Here is a 16,915-nt window from a genome sequence, read left to right as displayed (position 1 = left end):
AGCTCGCGGTCAAGAAATGCAGAGGGAAGAATATATGTCGAGCAATACGACCCTAAACCAGAGAAAGATTGTGGCAGTGTTCTTCACTGCCCTGGCAAGTCTCACGATGATTGCCGCTGCGGTTACGCCAGCCATTGTCTAGATCTTTAGCAAAGAGACATTTTCATGCAGTTTAATTACGATTTTCGAAAAGCGGAGGCGTCATCGTTTAGGCCGCAGCCGCAGTCGGACAGTGTCGCGCACCTGGATCGGGATTTGATGGCTGAGGCCAGACCCAATCCCAACCCGGTTGAAACCGTCATCGGCTGCCAGCTGCAAAGCCGCTGGGCGCGAGCCACCTACGCGGATCCGCGTTTCCGTTAAGTCACCCGCCACCTACTAACCCAAGGAGAAAATGATGTTGGATACCGTAAAAAATGCCCCCGTGAACGGCCTGGACCTCGTCGCGCTTGGCGAGGTTGTCGATGCCATCGGCAAAGACCCGACCAAGGCGATTGTCGAGTTCGATGTGGCCACTCGTTGGGCGGGGCAGACCCGCAGTGAATCGACCGTTACCGGCTTTACGATGGCCGGTGAGCGAATTCAGCGCAGCCACAAGATAATCGCCGACGAACCGCACGAGCTGCTCGGCGCAGATGGCGCTCCGAACCCGCAGGAATTGCTGATGAGCGCGCTCAACGCCTGCATGATGGTTGGTTATGTGGCCGGCGCCTCGCTTCGGCAAATCAACCTGGAATCGATTGAAATCCTGACCAAGGGCAAGCTCGACCTGCGCGGCTTCCTGGGGTTGAGCGACGAGGTCGCTCCTGGGTATGAATCGATCGATTACGAGGTTCGAATCAAAGGCGATGGATCGGCCGAGGATTTCGAGGCGATCCACCAGACAGTCATGAAGACCTCACCCAATTACTTCAATATCAGCCGCCCGATCCGGATGAACGGCAAGCTGACCGTTTACTGATTTGTCGATCGGGTAGGCAAAATTCGAGCGGGCGTCCGGCCAGGGCGCCCGCTCTTTTTGGTGCCCGCAATGGGTCGAAAGCGGACACTAGGCTAGCCCGAGCTAAGACAGATCTGCTTGCGACGGACGTGCCGAGAGCACCGCTATTTCGTCAGCCTCCCAAAAGGAATGCATCGGGCACGCGATAATGCTCCGGCCCGACATCCACATCGGTCCAGTCATCCACCCTGCTGGACGAGATCTTGTAGTCGGCGCTTCCGTCGGCGCGCGCGGTACCGGCGGTTATGAACTGACCTTTGGGGCTGAAGATTAGCGTTCGCAGTGCCCCGTTTGGAAGCGTGACGTGAACGGTGATGCGCTCGCTTCCCCGCTGGACTCCCGCGTCGCAGCTCTTAACATTGCCGAAGCCGCTGCACGGGATAGCCGCCGTCGCGTCGAAGCCCGTACCTTCAACCTTCGCATCGACACCTTCGATGGGAAGAACCTTGTCATTGGGTATTGAGACCAGCGCTATCCCCCTCACCCTTCCGACAATTGTCCCTGGAATCGCGCGCGCGTCACTCTCGGACGGGCACCCGATCAAGGTCGCGTCATGATCGAGGAAAGGCGATGTCGCCGGCGTTTCCCCAAGCAGCCGGCAAGAATTGCCGGGGCTAGGGTATATGCCCATGACCTTGAGATTGTCCGGCCAGACGAAAACCATGTCCTCGTCAAGCTCAACGCCATTCACGACAGGGTCAGGCCCTCTCTGAGCGCAGCCGCAGAGGAGAGTGAGAAGAGTTGCCCCAGCCAGGAGCGTCCGGCCCTTCATGCCTCAATTCTCGGCGACGACGAGGGCGAAGTCGCCCCAGCGGAAGATGCCGCCGTTTGGCAGGTCCGTGAATTGGGTGCGGTCAGGACCGTGCATCCAATTAGAACTGCCCCGCTGGCCGGCGAACATGAACGGTTCAGTGTCACCCATCTTTACTGAAAAGGTCGTGTTCGCTCCGCTTTGGCTTTGCTTTACCCGGCAAGGCCCCTCGAACAGGGTCGTGCCCTTCGCGGTATTGGTAAGCTTGCACGTAGCGGTTTCTTTGACCTGCGCAGTGGCAGGTGCAGCCAGCGCAATTACTACTGCCGGCAAAATAGCTGACGCTTTCAGGAAAGGCATGCGCATTAGATTCTCCATTAGGTCGTGTGAGATACGCGTGACACGATCGCCTCCAGCCCGAAAAATAGGCTGAAGTCGAAAATCATTACTCCGATCAGCCCGGCAAGCAGGACCGCAGGGCTGAACAAGGATAAACACCAGCTATGAACCGCGCGATCTTCAATCCACCACCGAGATGCGCAGTGTGTAGTTCGCCGTCACTCCGCGCCGCGCATCATTACGCATGAGGTAGACGCGGATGACCTGGTCGCCGCTTGCCGGAACGGGCCCGTTAAAATCATTCCCGTCCCGCGAGCCTATGAAATAAGCCGTCTCGCTGCCTTTCGGCATGATATTGAAATAGTTTGATCCGCGGTTGGTGGTCAGTTTGACGGCCATCTGCTGGCCGCCGCGCGCGTTAATCACGTAATCGACATAGTCGTAGCCCTTGATGGACCCTTTGACGGTCTTTGAACTGGCGCCCTTGGCGAAAGTCACCCGCTCGGTCCTGGGTGCCGCCTCGGCGATCAGCGGAACGGCAACCGCGCTAAATGCAAGGACCGCTCCAATCCTGAGGAAATATCCCTTCATCAAGCCTCCTCCGAGATCGCCATTGAAATGGATGCGATGCAAAGTAGCGAAGGGAAGCGAGCGTGACACTCAGGTAAGTCCCTTACGGACTAAAGGCTGTATTCCGCAGGTCATTGAGCCGGGTGTCCGCAATGGGTGGAAAGCGGACATTAGAGCCGTTGCTCACGCATGCCCCCGGCATGCGCTGCGCCACGACTTACTGCGGCCTTGGCAGCAAGAGCGCGAGCAGCTTGGCTCGGCATTCCCCGTCGATGATCCCGTCAATCAGGTCGGGCCGGAATCGCCGCTGGAAGGCAATTACTGCCTTCTGATTGTCGGTGACGTCGTAACCGAAGCGTTCCAGCGCGAGCAGGAAGCCGGCGTCGGTCCAGTATGGGTCCATCAAATCGCGCGTCGGGCTGGGTAACGCGAGGCGGCGCTTGGCCAGTGCGGCCCAGGGAAACAGCTCGCCCGGATCTTCCTTCCGGCCCGGCGCAACATCGCTGTGCCCGACGATATTGCCGCGGCCGATGCCGTGCCGATCCTTGATGTCGGCAACCAAGGGGATGACGGAAGCGATTTGCTCGTCCGGAAACGGGCGGTAGCCGAATTCGTGTCCGGGATTGACGATCTCGATCCCGATGCTGGCGGAATTAACGTCGGTCGTTCCCCGCCAATAGCTTTTGCCGGCGTGCCAGGCGCGCTTTTCCTCATCGACCAGCTGCAGCACCTCCCCGTCTTCCTTGACCACATAATGGGCGGAGACCCTGGCATCGGGCGAGGTCAGCCGATCGATCGCGCTCTCGGCGTCCGGCATTCCGGTATAGTGAAGAACGATCATCGAGACCGGCAGCGCACGCTCGTCGAAGTTCGGCGAAGGGCGGAGCGTAACGTCCATGGCCGCATGGCACATGGGATATGGGTAACGGTCAAGCCCCCAATGCGATTTGGGCTGCTTCACCAAGGTTGACGGGCCGGTAGAGACCCCGGGATTCCGCATCAGCCTCGAACCGTTTGGTCTGTCCGATTACGGTTTCGCCTGCCCCGAGCATCAGCCAGCCGTCAGGAGCCATCGCGGACCCGATTCGCTCAAAGATCTGCGACCTGCGCTCGATGTTGAGGTAGAGGAGTACGTTGCGGCACAGCACGATGTCGAACTGGCCGGGATGCGGCGGCGGCTCGAGCAAATTCTGGACCTGGAAGCGAACCATTCGCCGCAATGGCTCGATCGCACGCCAACCGTCATCGGATTCCTCGAACCAGCGAATCATCTGGGTCACGCCAAGGCCCCGCTGGACTTCGAACTGGCTGTATATTCCGTCCCGGGCGCGGCGAACGGCGCTCTCGCTGACGTCAGTGCCCAATATGTCGATCGTCCAGCCCGCCCAGCGCACCGGATCCTCGGCGAACAGCATCGCCAGCGAATAGGCCTCCTGCCCGGTCGAGCAGCCGGCCGACCAAATGCGGAGCCGTTTGGAACCTTCCCGACGCCGCGCCAGCTTGGGCAATGCCGCCTTGGCCAGCAGATCGAACGGGGTCCGATCGCGGAAGAAGTAAGTTTCGTTATTCAACAGTGCCTCGACTACCTGGGTCGCCAGGCTCGGCTCGCGGCCCATGACCAGGATGGTGATGAGCTCATCCAGCGTCGGGATCCCGCGTTCGCGCAGCAGGGCTGCAAGCGCGGTCTCAATCCGCCACCGACGGCTCATGGTAAGCTGCTGCCCGGTGCGTGCTTCGAGGAGGCCGGCGAGAATGCGGCTCGAACTGTCGCTTACTTGCACGAGCCGTCCTCGATCCGTCCGGCAACGCGCCGGGCAAGCTTGTCAGGCGGCAAGACCGCGCAGGCAAGCCCGGCATCGGCGATCGCGCGCGGCATCCCCCAAACGGCCGAACTTTGCTCGTCCTGAGCCATTACTGATCCGCCGGCCTCGACCAGCCGCTTGGCCCCTTCGGCGCCGTCGCGACCCATTCCGGTGAGCACCACGCCGAGGGCGCCTGCGCCGAGAATCTTTCCGGCCGAAGCCAGCATCGGATCGACCGAAGGCATGCAGCCGCTTGAAACCTTCGTCTGAAGCAGGCGCGCGACGAGCTTTCCCTTGACCTCATCGACCAGCAGGTGAGCTTCGCCCGGAGCGACGACGATCCGGTCGGGCAGAAGCTCCGTCCCGTCCTCCGCAACCACGGCCGGGCGCCCGGCCGCAACCGAAAGCTGGCGGGCGAACACGGTCATGAAGGCTGGCGGCAGATGCTGCGTGACAAGGATTGGCACGCCGATCCGCTTGGGCAGCGCAGCGAAGAAGACGCCCAACGCGTGAATTCCGCCGGTCGACGCGCCGATGGCCAGCAGCTTTAGCGGCTGGTCGTTCGGCTGGCGGAGCAAATTGGCCGGCGGGGCTGCCAGGCTGACACGGGGAGCGGCGCGATCGGCGTAGCCGAGCTCGCGAAGCTTGCCGAGAAGCACTTCGGAGAAGCGGCCGTTGAACCGGCCCGTGCCGGGCTTGGGCAATGTATCGGCTGCACCCAGCGCGAGAGCGGCAACGGTTTCCTCGGCACCTTCTTCGGCAAGCGAGGACACGATAAGCACTTTCGCGCCCTTGGCTGCCTCAAGGATACGGGGAATTGACTTCAACCCGCCGAGGCCCGGCATTTCCAGGTCGAGCAGGACGATGTCGACCATTACCTGGCCGAGCGCCTCGATCGCATCTTCGGCGGTGCCCGCGACGCCAGCGATATCAAAATTGCCGTCGGCATCGATCATCCGGCTGAGAACGGCGCGCGCGACCATCGAATCGTCGACGATCATCAGCTTGATCGGCCGACGCGATTGTTGGCCGGAACCAGCCCGCTCGCTGGACCGGGTGATGGCGTGCGCCCGGTTCACGACCAGAGCCTCAGGCTACGCCGACGAGTTGCAGCTTGATGTGGAGCGTTTCGCGATCGAACGGCTTCATCACATATTCGTCCGCGCCGGCTTCGAGGGCGGCACGTATATGGGCCATGTCATTTTCCGTGGTGCAGAACACGACCTTCGGCTGATCGCTATGGCCGCGCTGACGAAGCAGTTTCAGGAATTCCATCCCGCTCATCACCGGCATGTTCCAGTCGAGCAGGACCACGTCCGGCATCTTCGCTTCGCAACGGTCGAGCGCTTCACGCCCGTCGCCCGCTTCCTCGACCTGGAACTCCAGGGTTTCGAGAATGTGCCGGGCAACCTTGCGGATGACCTTGCTGTCGTCGACGATGAGGCAGGTTTTCATAATTTCTTCCGTCCGATTTAACGTCGTCTCTAAGCGATAAGGGTAACGAACCTCTTAAGCTGCACGGGCCTCGGCGCCCGGCCCGGCCACCAGCGCAACAATGTCTACCAATAGCAGCGGGCCTTCTTCCGTCTCGACCATGCCCTTGGACACCCGCTCCCATCCGTCGCCCATGGCGGCGCGGATCGGTGCCGGATCGGACAAGGCTTCGACCACATCCTCGACCGCATCGACGGTCAGCGCATAATGATGGCCATCCATCTCGACGACCGCGGCCTCGTGCAATTTGCCGTCGTTGAGGTTGGTTGAGCCAAGTTCGAGCGAACGCTGGCAGTCGATGACCGTCAAAACTCGGCTGCGGAGCGCAGAAAGCCCGGCGAGATGATTGGGGGCCCGGGGAACGGGAATTAGCGATTCCAGCTCGACCACGCTCTCAACCGCCGCCGCGGGCAACGCGACCCTGCTTCCGGCGATGGACACGATTAGCAAAAGCTCTTTCATCAGCGTTTCCCCGCGCTCGAGGTCTTGAGTGCCATCAGCAGTCCGGCACGATCATAACGGTAGACACTGTCTTCTCCGTCGGCGGCGTCCGGATCGGTTGCGAGGCGGAGAATTCGGCCACCTTCATCCGGCTCGATGTCCTTGCCCTGCGACACGATGGTCACGTCCGCACTGAGTTCGTCATTTTCGCCGATGACCAAATAGCCGGCCGCCTCGACGATCGGTCGAAGCATGTTCTGCATCCAGGCATCGCCTTCCGGCAGTCTGCAAACCAGCTGCGTCTGGGGACGCACGATCGCCCCCAGGTGCTCGGCGAACAGCCAATGGGCGTCGATCAGCTCGGCCGGCTCGCCGTCGATCAGCGTGACACCGCTGATGGCGCCCGGAATTTCGGCGGGGATGACCTCGCGGTCGATATTCATCAGGTCGATGACTTCGCGAAACGCATATCCGATCTCATGTTCGCCATCGTTTAGGCGGAACACCCGGACCTTGCCCTCAAACTCATCGACGTTCTCGACGCCGGCCAGCGGCAGGATTGCTTCGCCGAGTTGCACCCGAAGCTGACCGGCGCTCGGCCGGATCGCCTCGCTCGCGACCACTTCCTCGATGCGGTCCACGACGCCGAGGCGAAGCGCGCGTCGCGCTCCGTCGAGCCCGCGAAACAGCAATACGGGTACATCATTCGAGTTGACGGGGACGGCACTTTCGACACCCCGTCCGCCGCGCTCAACTGCCTCCAGGCGAACGCCGCCAACCTGGGCAAGGCCGGCCGGATCAAAAAGCAGGATCGGGCTTCCATCGTCAGCCAACGTCGTTCCGGCATATAGGCCAGTTGCCATCACCGCCGGTGCAGCCGGCTTCACGACCAGCTCTTCATGGTCATGGATCCGGTCAACCGCCAGGGCATAAACGTCCCCGCCAGCCGGCCTCAGCACCACCAGGGTGCGCTCATTGTCTTCCATCGAACTGGGCAAGCCCAATATGTCGGCAAGTGCCACTTCCGGAACGCGGCGTCCCCGGATCGTGGCAACGCCCGCTCCACCAATTTTCTCGAGGGTTACGCTGCTGCCGTTGGCGCGAACGATCTCTTCAATGGCGGATCGTGGAATCGCGAAATGTTGAGTTCCGATCGATACGGTCAGGGCCGGTATGATGGTCAGGGTGAGCGGGACCCGCAGGATCATCCTGGTGCCCTTGCCCGGTGTCGAATCAACCTCAACCACGCCGCCGATCCGCTCGACATTCGAGCGAACGACGTCCATCCCCACCCCGCGCCCGGAAATGGCGGTTACGGATTGGGCGGTCGACAGGCCGGCCTCGAAGATCAATGCCAGCTGCTCACCGCGAGTCATTTTCTGCGCCGCGTCGCGCTCGATGACGCCATTGGCGACAGCCTTATCGACCAGCTTCGATGCTTCTATGCCTTTGCCGTCGTCGGCGATCTCGATCAGGATCTGGTTGCCCGACTGGCGTGCCGAAACCGACAGGAGGCCGATTTCGCGCTTGCCCGACTTCATGCGCTCGGCGGGCAATTCGATCCCATGATCCACGGCATTACGGATAATGTGGGTCAGCGGGTCGCGGATCATCTCGATCATTTCGCGATCCAGTTCGACGTCGCCGCCGTCGATATCGACCAGCACCTGCTTGCCGAGCTCGGCCGACAGGTCGCGGACCATGCGCGGCAGGGCCACGAACAGATTCTCGATCCGCTGCATGCGTGTCCGCGTAATTGCGTCGCGCATTTCGGCGATGATGCCGGAAAGCCGCTCGAACGCGCCGTCAACCTCGACCTCGCCCGGGGCCTCACGCAGTCGGCGAGCAAGTTCGTTGCGGGCCAGTACCATGTCGGACACCCCCGACATCACCCGATCGAGAAGCTCGACGGAAAGGCGAATGGTGCGCGGCGTGGAAGTGCCCTTCAGTCCGGCTTCCATTGCCGCAGGTGTCGCCGCCTGGGCGGCCGCTCCTTCCGCACCCGGGGCGAGCGCGTCGATCAGCGAGCTGTCATCGCCTTCAGGAAGTTCCTCTCCGGCATCGATCGCCGCGATCATTTCGCCGATACGGTCGATAATGGCGAGAACAGCGCTAACCAACGTCGCGTCTGGTGCACGGCGCCCGGTCCGGCAATCGGCCAGTGCATCCTCGGCGGCATGGCTAAGCGCTTCAAGACGCGGAAAATCGAAGAAGCCGCAATTGCCCTTCACCGTGTGCACAAAGCGGAAAATGCTGTCGAGGCGTGCGCGATCGTCAGGATTGGCTTCCCAGGCGACTATTTCGCCGCCCAGCGCTTCAAGCATTTCCCGGCACTCGGCCACGAAATCGGCAATAAGATCGTCCATCGGTGGCAGGGCCCCACGCAGATAAGTTGCAGGTCCTCTATGCCGCCAAGGAGTTAACGCCCCGTTAGCCCTGTCCCCAATTTGGCAAGCCCAACTAGCCGTTGGGTAAGGTCACACCAATCAACAGGACGTCGGCTGCAGGATCGCTGAGCTGGATTGTGCCGTTCGCTTCTGCCGCCAGGCTGTGCGCCAGCCAGGCACCGGCGGCACGCGGCTCGACCTCACCCCCCGATTGGCCGGTCGCAATGGTTTCGCGCAACTTGGGATCGAGCAATATCCGCGGTCCCTCGGCCCTGATCACCATTTCCAGAGCACCATCGCGATGCTCCGCCCCGACATCCAGTCGACCGCCGCGGACAAGTGCATCGCCTGCGATCATCGCCAGGTTCAGCAACAGCTTCACCGCACCCTTGGGCAGTTTGTCGTCGGCAACCATCCAACCAAGCTCGATCCGCTTGTCCGCGCCGTACAAGCCTTCCAGCGCGACCTTTGCTTCGCGCGTGTCGATCTCGTCGCCAAAGCCGCCGCCGGCGCCAAATGCCAATCGGAAGAATTTCAGCTTGTTGGCGCTTGCCCGGGCGCTTTCGGCCAACAGTTCCAGGCAGCGCTCGCGCATCTCCGGGTCCTGCTCGTCGGCGAGCAATTCAATTCCGTTATTTAGCGCGCCAACCGGTGACAGAAGGTCATGGCAGAGACGCGAACAGAGAAGGCTGGCAAGCTCAATTGCATTCATGGCCTGCTGATGCGCGAGAGTTTAACCTGAAGCAAGAGTATGCACCATTGAAAGGCCTCGACACTGTTCCCAAATAGGATCCACATGGCCGGGGGGCATACCAAAATCGAAATAGCGCTGGACGCCAGCCATGCCGGGTGGCGGCTGGACCGGGCGCTGGCCGCTGTCGTCCCCAGCCTGTCGCGTGAACGGCTTAAAGTACTGACAAAGGCCGGCGCGCTGACTCGTGAAGGCAATGCGCTCCGCGACCCCGCAGTAAAGGTTAAAGGCGACGAGCGTTTCACGCTGGCTCTGCCTGACCCGACCCCGGCGCATAATGAACCGCAGGAAATAACCCTGCCGATTGTGTTTGAGGACGAGCATCTGCTGGTCGTCGACAAGCCCGCAGGGCTGGTCGTCCACCCGGCGGCGGGTAACCGCGACGGGACACTGGTCAACGCCCTGCTTCACCATTGCGGCGGAACGCTGAGCGGCATTGGCGGGGTTGCGCGCCCGGGAATCGTCCACCGGATCGATAAGGACACGTCCGGACTGCTCGTCGTCGCCAAGCATGACAAGGCACATGTGGGGCTGGCCAAGCAGTTCGCCGATCATTCGATCGACCGTCGTTACCTGGCCATCGTCTCCGGCGTTCCGCGGCTTGCCGGGGACGTGGTCGACGCCCCCCTCGCCCGCTCTGCCCACGACCGGAAAAAGATCGCGATTGTTAAGGAAGGTCGCGGAAAACGGGCAGTAACCCACTGGAAGCGGTTGATAATTCTCAAGGACGCCGCGCTTGTCGAATGCACGCTTGAAACCGGGCGGACCCATCAGGTCCGTGTGCATATGGCCTCAATCGGCCACCCGTTGCTCGGCGACCCGGTCTATGGCCGTGGAAAAAGCGTTCACAGAGATTTGCTCAATCAATTGGACTTCAAGCGTCAGGCGCTGCACGCCGCACACTTGGGCTTCATCCACCCCGTCACGAAGGGTCGTTTGTCGTTTGACAGTGCTCTTCCGTCGGACATGCAGGAACTGTTCACCGCACTTGGTGTATAGGAATAACAAGGCTATGGGCGGCGGCTTGCCGTCCCGGCCAGGGAGTGAACGATACGATGGCGAATGCGAAAGGGGTTGTGTCGATTCCCGCTTCGGGCGGGGAAGCCGGGCTCAACCGCTACCTCAGCGAGATCAAGAAATTCCCGATCCTCGCTCCTGAGGAAGAATATATGCTGGCCAAGCGATGGAGCGAGCATGGCGACACCGACGCTGCCGCCAAGCTCGTCAATTCGCACCTGAGGCTCGTCGCCAAGATTGCGATGGGCTACCGCGGCTATGGCCTGCCGGTGAGCGAGCTCATCTCCGAAGGCAATATCGGCCTGATGCAGGGCGTGAAGAAGTTCGAGCCCGACCGGGGTTTCCGCCTTGCCACCTATGCGATGTGGTGGATCCGCGCCTCAATCCAGGAATTCATCCTGCGTTCGTGGAGCCTCGTCAAAATGGGCACCACCGCTGCGCAGAAGAAGCTGTTCTTCAACCTTCGCCGGATGAAGAACCAGATCGACGCGTTCGAAGAAGGCGACCTTAAGCCCGAAGCGGTCACAAAGATCGCCACCGACCTCGGCGTGACCGAGGAAGAGGTGGTCTCGATGAACCGCCGCATGGGTATGGGCGGCGACACCAGCCTGAATGCGCCTCTGCGCGACACCGATGGCGAGGGACAATGGCAGGATTTCCTGGTCGATGGCGGGCCGCTGCAGGATGAGGTTCTTGCCGATGACGAGGAGCGCCGCGTCCGCCATGACCTGCTGGTCGAAGCGATGGAATGCCTCAACGACCGCGAGAAGCATATTCTCACCGAACGGCGACTGATCGACGAGCCCAAGACCTTGGAAGATCTCTCGCAGGTCTATGGAGTAAGCCGCGAGCGCATTCGGCAGATCGAGGTTCGAGCTTTCGAAAAGCTACAGGCGGCTCTCATTCGGCTCGCGGGGGAGCAGCGGCTTCTTCCTGCCGCTTAACCGGTTCTTCCGCAGGACTGGGGGGACCGGCCTCCCCAAGGCTCGGGCCGTCTGATGTGCCATCATCGGTAACACCTGCCACATGGTCGGCGGCCCAAGCGCCGCGTTCGCCCAATGGTTCGGGGCGGCCGGTGGTGCTGTCGATGGCCGTCTGATGCTCAAGCTCGGCATTCAGTTCAGCACCGAACAGGAAGACATAGGCGGATAGGTACATCCACGTTAGGAGCATGATGACAGCGGCGATCGATCCGTAAATTGCGTTATAGTCGGTTAGCCGGGTCACGTAGAAACCGAAGCCGTTGGTGAGGGCGAGCCAAACGGCAGCGGTGAAAATCGAGCCCGGCGTCAGCCATTGCCATCGTGCGTCCTCACGCGACGGACCGTAGCGATAGAGAGTTGCCGCAACCGCGGCCGCAATCAGCGCAATCAAGATATAAAGGCCCGCTTTTCCCACTGCCAATGTGGAGGTGCCGGACAATGGGGGGATCAGCCTGTCGAGCGCCTGAACCGTAGCCGTTGCTGCCAGCGCCACCAGAGCCAGGAGTACGGCGGCCGCCGTGATGGTGAACGCGATCAGATAGAAGCGGGACAGGCTTCGCTTTTCCTCCTCCTCATAGGCAATGTTGAGCGCCGTCATGATGGATCCCGCCCCATTCCCCCCGGCATAAAGTCCAACAAGAACGGCAATCAGGAAGCCGAACCCTTTGGTCTGTTCCGACGTCTGAACGGCATTCATCAATAATTGGCCGATCAGCACCGCCACATCGGCCGGCAGCACGTGGATCAATACCATAACGTGGCTCACGACCGTGTCCGGATCGGTGACCATGCCATAGCTGAGAACCAGGAGGCCGAGCAGCGGCACCACTGCAAGAAAACCATAAAAGGCAACGCCGGCGGCAACCAGGCCGATATTGTCGACCCAGCTTTCGTTCCACACCCGCATGGCCACATCTTTCCATGCGGATAGCGGCATTTGCCACGGTGAGGCCGCCTTGCGGCCCCGATCCGTTGGATCAGGATTTGCGTCCATATCGCTCAATCGCAGTTTTGACGGACTCGTTCCAACCCTATTGCCTTCCGCCCGAAAGAGTCCGACGCTCTTCCTTTGGAGAGCGCTGGCCGCTCGACATGCGACTCGGCGCCCCCGCCAACACCGGAGGAAGGAGAGTCGCATGCCTGGAGAATCCAAAGGCACGAGGGTTATCGCGCTGGTCGGTCCGGCCGGCGCGGGCAAGACTAGCTTGGCGGAGGCCTTACTCTATGCCAGCGGTACGACCGACCGACAGGGATCGGTGGCCAACGGATCGAGCATTGGCGACAATAGCGCCGAGGCTCGCCAGCGAGGCGGATCTACCGAAACCAACCTCTATAATTTCACCTATCTCGGCGACAAATACGCCCTCATCGACGCACCCGGCTCGATTGGTTTCGCAGCCGACGCCGCGCGCGGCGTGGCGGTGGCCGATATGGCGATCGTCGTGGTCGATCCCGATCCGGCACGTGCCGCCCTGGCCGCGCCGGCGCTTCGCATGCTCGATGAGCAAGGCATTCCGCACATCCTGTTCGTCAATCGGATCGACCAAGCGCACGGACGGATCCGCGATCTCCTGACCGCACTCCAGCCAATGAGCGTTTCGCCTTTGATCGCCCGGCAAATTCCGATCCGCGAAGGCGAAAAGGTGACTGGCTTCGTCGATGTCGCGCTCGAACGCGCCTATCATTATGTGCCCGGCAAGCCGTCCGAACCGATCGCCCTTCCGGAGGAACTGGCTGAACGTGAAGCACAGGCGCGAACTCAGCTGCTGGAACAGCTGGCAGACCATGACGACACGCTGCTTGAACAATTGCTGCTGGACCAGGTGCCCGAACCGGGCACGATTTTCGCGGACCTTCGGCGTGAGACCAGCGACAATCTTGGTGTCTCGGTCCTGTTCGGATCGGCCCATAATCGCTGGGGCATCAACCGATTGCTGAAGGCGCTTCGCCACGAGGCGCCCGGGCCCGAGGCCACGGCGGCGCGCCTGGGGGTCGACGCACCTGCCGTTTATGCCTTCAAAGTCTCGCACGGCGGCTCGGCGGGCCGCCTAGCTCTGGCCCGCGCCATTGGTGGCCCGGTCCATGAAAGCAGCGATTTCAAGAGCAGCAGCGGTGAAGTCGGACGGCTTGGCGCGCTTTTCGCAATTCAGGGCGACAAGACCACCAAGATTGCCGAGGCAGGCAACGGCGACTTGGTCGCCGTGGCCAAGGCCGATGGAGTGAAGGCTGGCGATTGGCTCGGTTCCGGCAAGTTGCCGCCGCCAATCGAAACCGCCCTTCCCTCCCGCAACTGCGCGTTCGCGATTGAGCCTGCGGATCGGAAGGACGATGTCCGCCTATCCGGCGCGCTCGCCCGGATCCTCGAAGAGGATGCAAGCCTGTCGCTGGAGCAGGATGAGGCGAGCCATGAAATGCGGCTTCGCGGTGTCAATGACGAACATCTGAAGACCACGCTGGCCAAGCTGAAGCGCCGCTATGGCGTGGACGTAAAACATCATGCTCCATCGATCGGCTATCGCGAGTCCATCCGCCGGCCCGTGACCCAGCGTGGCCGCCACAAGAAGCAGTCAGGGGGCCACGGCCAATATGGCGATGTGATCATCGAGCTTCGCCCACTGGCGCGCGGCGAGGGCTTCCGCTTCGAGGAGAAAATCTCCGGCGGCGCGGTACCCAAGCAGTGGATCCCGGCGGTCGAGCAAGGCGTCCGCGACGCGATGCAAAAGGGGCCGCTCGGCTTCCCGGTAGTCGATGTCGCGGTGACCCTGATCGACGGCAGCTACCACAGCGTCGATTCGAGCGAGCTTGCGTTCCGCCTGGCCGGGCGGATTGCGATGCAGGAGGCGCTGGCCGAGGCCGTACCGCACCTGCTCGAACCCGTGCACAAACTGGTGCTGGTGGGCCCTGCCTCCTCCGCTAGCCGCATGTCGTCGGCGGTCGCCAGTCGGCGCGGTCAAATGCTCGGCATGGGCCCGCGCGATGGGTGGACCGGATGGGACCGGATCGAGGCACTGGTTCCCGAGGCCGAACTCGATGGCCTGGAGGCGGAGCTGCGCTCCTTGAGCCAGGGATTGGCGAGCTATGAGGCCGAGTTCGACCATTTGGCCGAGCTTAACGGGCATCTCGCCGACAAGGTGGTGCAGCAACAGGTCGCCGAGCCGGCCTGACGATCAGGCGAGGCCTTTAACGGTCATTATTGGGTGCCAGTCGCCCAGCCCGTGCCGTGCGGCAAAATCGTCCGGCACGGGTTCGCCTGCGTGAATTCCGTGGCTGACATAGATTGCGTCGATGCCGTAGCGGCCCGCGCCCAGCATGTCGGTCTGCAGGCCGTCGCCAATCGCGAGCATCGCTTCCCGGGGCAGGCCGCCGATCAGCGCTCTTGCATGATCGTATATCGGGCCATGTGGCTTACCATACCATTCGACCGTGCCTGCCAGTGCCTCATAAATGTCGGCCAAGGCTCCGGCACAGGCTTCGCGCCTGCCGCAGTGGATAACGATGCGGTCTGGGTTTAGGCAGTGCATGACCGACCCCCGCTCTGCCCATTCAACCAGTTGCGAACGATATTCCGCCGGATCATCGCGCCATTCGTCCAAGCCTGTGCAAGCGAACTCGGCAAAATCTTCTTCGGCCAGCATCACACCTCGCCTGACCAGGTCCGCTCGATCCATCGTCGTACCGAGAAAACCGACCGGGCGTGACGGATTGGTCAAGGCATCGATCCCGACCTCGCCACTGCTGCTGATTTCGTCATAGGCAGCCCGCGGCAATCCCAGCTCGTCCAGACGCCGTTGAACCGCGTCCGCGGATCGCGGAGCGTTGGTCAGGAGTACGACCGCGCGGCCTTCGGATTTCCAGCGAAGCAGGCGTTCCTCGACCCCCGGCAAGATGCGGCCGCCATCATGGACCACACCCCAGATGTCGCACAGGATCGCGCGATAGCGTGCGTCGAGGTTGTCGAGATCATCCATGCCGCCGCGATGGCGCGACGGCCAGGCCATGGCAAGGTGCCTTGACGCCATCGCGGCCAGCGGCTTGGGTGAAATCAGTTTCAGGAGGGCGTATTGGCCAAGAATCTCACCCGCTACATATTGTTCGCGCTGGTCCTCGGGATCGTGGCGGGATGGGCGACAAATGCCGCGATTGACGACGGCTCGGCCCAGTCCGCGGAGCAACTCAAATCGATCGCGGAATATCTCGGCATTATCACCGCGCTGTTCCTGCGCCTGATCAAGATGATCATCGCGCCGCTGGTGTTTTCGACCCTTGTGGTCGGAATCGCTCACATGGGCGACACGGCTGCGCTGGGGCGGGTCGGCTTGCGCAGCCTTATCTGGTTCGTCGGCGCCAGCCTGGTCTCGCTCACCCTCGGGCTAATCCTGGTCAATGCACTTCAACCAGGGGTCGGACTCAATCTGGCCCTGCCGGCGGCGGATGCGGCAAGTGGCGTCGAAAAGGCCGCATTCTCCCTGAAGGAATTCGTGACCCACCTGGTGCCGGCATCGATCGCCGATGCAATGTCCAAGAACGAAATCCTGCAAATCGTAATCTTTTCTGTCTTCTTCGGCGTGGCGATCACCGCGCTGGGAGAGAAAGCGCGTCCGCTTGTGAAGGGAATTGAAGCGCTCGTTCACGTAATGCTGCAGGTAACCGACTATGTGATGCGCGTTGCACCGGTCGCGGTGTTTGCCGCCGTATCCGCCGCGATCGCTGAACAGGGTCCGGCGATCATCATCGATTTCGGCCGATTTGTCGGTAGCTTCTTCCTTGGCCTGGCGATCCTTTGGACGCTGCTGATCGGCGCCGCCTACCTGTTCGTCGGCGCGCGGACCAAGTATCTGATCCGATACATTCGCGACCCGATCGTGCTCGCCTTCTCCACCGCGTCATCCGAAGCGGCCTATCCCCGCACGCTCGAGGCGCTGGACCGGTTCGGCGTGCCGCCCCGGATCGCCAGCTTCGTCCTGCCGCTCGGCTATTCGTTCAATCTGGACGGCTCGATGATGTACATGACCTTCGCGTCGATCTTCATCGCGCAGGCCTATGGCATCGACCTGACGCTCGGCCAGGAAATCACCATGCTGCTGGTGCTGATGATCACGTCCAAGGGCATGGCAGGCGTCCCAAGGGCGAGCCTCGTCGTCATTGCCGCCACGCTTTCGCTCTTCAACATTCCCGAGGCCGGCTTGCTTTTAATCCTGGCTGTCGATCATTTCCTCGACATGGGACGGAGCGCGACGAACGTCGTCGGCAATGCAGTCGCCTCGGTCGCCGTGGCCAAATGGGAGGGGACGCTAGACCCGATGGAGCCGGCCGATATCGAGCCCCCCCATGCCCCGACGCATGTTGTGCGAACCGAGCCCATCGACGACCATTTCTAGAT

At 61.7% G+C, this 16,915-nt stretch carries 18 protein-coding genes; 6 read left to right on the top strand and 12 right to left on the bottom strand.

The genetic code is table 11. The features are described from left to right. The first annotated feature begins 16 nt into the window (after window positions 1-16). The gene (locus LVY65_RS13185; protein ID WP_268828560.1) at window positions 17-142 is read left to right on the top strand and encodes a hypothetical protein; all 126 of its coding nucleotides are present in this window, start codon (window positions 17-19) and stop codon (window positions 140-142) included. Window positions 143-397: 255 nt separating this feature from the next. Then, window positions 398-961 (top strand): OsmC family protein, encoded by a 564-nt coding sequence (locus LVY65_RS03120; RefSeq protein WP_235066547.1) that lies wholly within the window; start codon window positions 398-400, stop codon window positions 959-961. A 151-nt stretch (window positions 962-1,112) separates the two neighbouring features. Here LVY65_RS03120 and LVY65_RS03115 read toward each other — a convergent pair whose 3' ends face one another. The 10 genes from LVY65_RS03115 to LVY65_RS03070 all read right to left on the bottom strand — a co-directional run bounded on the left by LVY65_RS03115 (window position 1,113) and on the right by LVY65_RS03070 (window position 9,496). After that, complete coding sequence (locus LVY65_RS03115; protein ID WP_235066546.1) at window positions 1,113-1,691, bottom strand: hypothetical protein; 579 nt, start codon at window positions 1,689-1,691, stop codon at window positions 1,113-1,115. 84 nt (window positions 1,692-1,775) lie between these two features. Then, on the bottom strand, window positions 1,776-2,117 hold the full coding sequence (locus LVY65_RS03110; RefSeq protein WP_235066545.1) for a hypothetical protein: 342 nt from the start codon (window positions 2,115-2,117) through the stop codon (window positions 1,776-1,778). Between the two features lie 153 nt (window positions 2,118-2,270). After that, complete coding sequence (locus LVY65_RS03105) at window positions 2,271-2,681, bottom strand: hypothetical protein (RefSeq protein ID WP_235066544.1); 411 nt, start codon at window positions 2,679-2,681, stop codon at window positions 2,271-2,273. 196 nt (window positions 2,682-2,877) lie between these two features. Further along, window positions 2,878-3,558: an N-acetylmuramoyl-L-alanine amidase gene (locus LVY65_RS03100; RefSeq protein ID WP_235066543.1), complete on the bottom strand. Its 681-nt coding sequence runs from the start codon at window positions 3,556-3,558 to the stop codon at window positions 2,878-2,880. A 31-nt stretch (window positions 3,559-3,589) separates the two neighbouring features. Next, the gene (locus LVY65_RS03095; protein WP_235066542.1) at window positions 3,590-4,441 is read right to left on the bottom strand and encodes a CheR family methyltransferase; all 852 of its coding nucleotides are present in this window, start codon (window positions 4,439-4,441) and stop codon (window positions 3,590-3,592) included. Continuing rightward, window positions 4,432-5,541 carry a chemotaxis-specific protein-glutamate methyltransferase CheB gene (gene cheB, locus LVY65_RS03090; protein ID WP_235066541.1) on the bottom strand — a complete coding sequence of 370 codons (1,110 nt, stop codon included), beginning with the start codon at window positions 5,539-5,541 and terminating at the stop codon, window positions 4,432-4,434. Before cheB ends, LVY65_RS03095 begins: the two co-directional genes overlap by 10 nt. Before the next feature lie 10 nt (window positions 5,542-5,551). Continuing rightward, window positions 5,552-5,917 (bottom strand): response regulator, encoded by a 366-nt coding sequence (locus LVY65_RS03085; protein ID WP_235066540.1) that lies wholly within the window; start codon window positions 5,915-5,917, stop codon window positions 5,552-5,554. A 54-nt stretch (window positions 5,918-5,971) separates the two neighbouring features. Beyond that, entirely contained in the window at window positions 5,972-6,418 is a 447-nt protein-coding gene (locus LVY65_RS03080; RefSeq protein WP_235066539.1) for a chemotaxis protein CheW, read from the bottom strand. Next, on the bottom strand, window positions 6,418-8,763 hold the full coding sequence (locus LVY65_RS03075; protein WP_235066538.1) for a chemotaxis protein CheA: 2,346 nt from the start codon (window positions 8,761-8,763) through the stop codon (window positions 6,418-6,420). Before LVY65_RS03075 ends, LVY65_RS03080 begins: the two co-directional genes overlap by 1 nt. 94 nt (window positions 8,764-8,857) lie before the next feature. After that, window positions 8,858-9,496, bottom strand: a complete 639-nt coding sequence (locus tag LVY65_RS03070) for a histidine phosphotransferase family protein (RefSeq protein WP_235066537.1) — start codon at window positions 9,494-9,496, stop codon at window positions 8,858-8,860. Window positions 9,497-9,580: 84 nt separating this feature from the next. Between LVY65_RS03070 and LVY65_RS03065 the strand changes: the two genes are divergently transcribed. Continuing rightward, the gene (locus LVY65_RS03065; protein ID WP_235066536.1) at window positions 9,581-10,534 is read left to right on the top strand and encodes an RluA family pseudouridine synthase; all 954 of its coding nucleotides are present in this window, start codon (window positions 9,581-9,583) and stop codon (window positions 10,532-10,534) included. A gap of 56 nt (window positions 10,535-10,590) precedes the next feature. Next, the gene (gene rpoH / locus LVY65_RS03060; RefSeq protein ID WP_235066535.1) at window positions 10,591-11,496 is read left to right on the top strand and encodes an RNA polymerase sigma factor RpoH; all 906 of its coding nucleotides are present in this window, start codon (window positions 10,591-10,593) and stop codon (window positions 11,494-11,496) included. On the opposite strand, the gene LVY65_RS03055 is transcribed toward rpoH, so the two are convergent. Further along, on the bottom strand, window positions 11,453-12,442 hold the full coding sequence (locus tag LVY65_RS03055; protein WP_235066534.1) for a YihY/virulence factor BrkB family protein: 990 nt from the start codon (window positions 12,440-12,442) through the stop codon (window positions 11,453-11,455). The two genes, rpoH and LVY65_RS03055, sit on opposite strands and share 44 nt — an antisense overlap. A 229-nt stretch (window positions 12,443-12,671) precedes the next feature. On the opposite strand from LVY65_RS03055, the gene LVY65_RS03050 reads away from it, so the two are divergent. Then, window positions 12,672-14,699: an elongation factor G gene (locus LVY65_RS03050; protein ID WP_235066533.1), complete on the top strand. Its 2,028-nt coding sequence runs from the start codon at window positions 12,672-12,674 to the stop codon at window positions 14,697-14,699. A gap of 3 nt (window positions 14,700-14,702) precedes the next feature. Here LVY65_RS03050 and LVY65_RS03045 read toward each other — a convergent pair whose 3' ends face one another. Next, entirely contained in the window at window positions 14,703-15,503 is an 801-nt protein-coding gene (locus tag LVY65_RS03045; protein WP_235066532.1) for a TIGR01459 family HAD-type hydrolase, read from the bottom strand. 93 nt (window positions 15,504-15,596) lie between these two features. On the opposite strand from LVY65_RS03045, the gene LVY65_RS03040 reads away from it, so the two are divergent. Next, window positions 15,597-16,913 carry a dicarboxylate/amino acid:cation symporter gene (locus LVY65_RS03040; protein ID WP_235066531.1) on the top strand — a complete coding sequence of 439 codons (1,317 nt, stop codon included), beginning with the start codon at window positions 15,597-15,599 and terminating at the stop codon, window positions 16,911-16,913. Window positions 16,914-16,915 lie beyond the last annotated feature (2 nt).

This window comes from Sphingomonas cremea, assembly GCF_021502585.1.
Lineage (GTDB): Bacteria > Pseudomonadota > Alphaproteobacteria > Sphingomonadales > Sphingomonadaceae > Sphingomicrobium > Sphingomicrobium cremea.
Note: the sequence above shows the minus strand (reverse complement) of the source record. Positions and strands in the feature narration are given on the sequence as shown.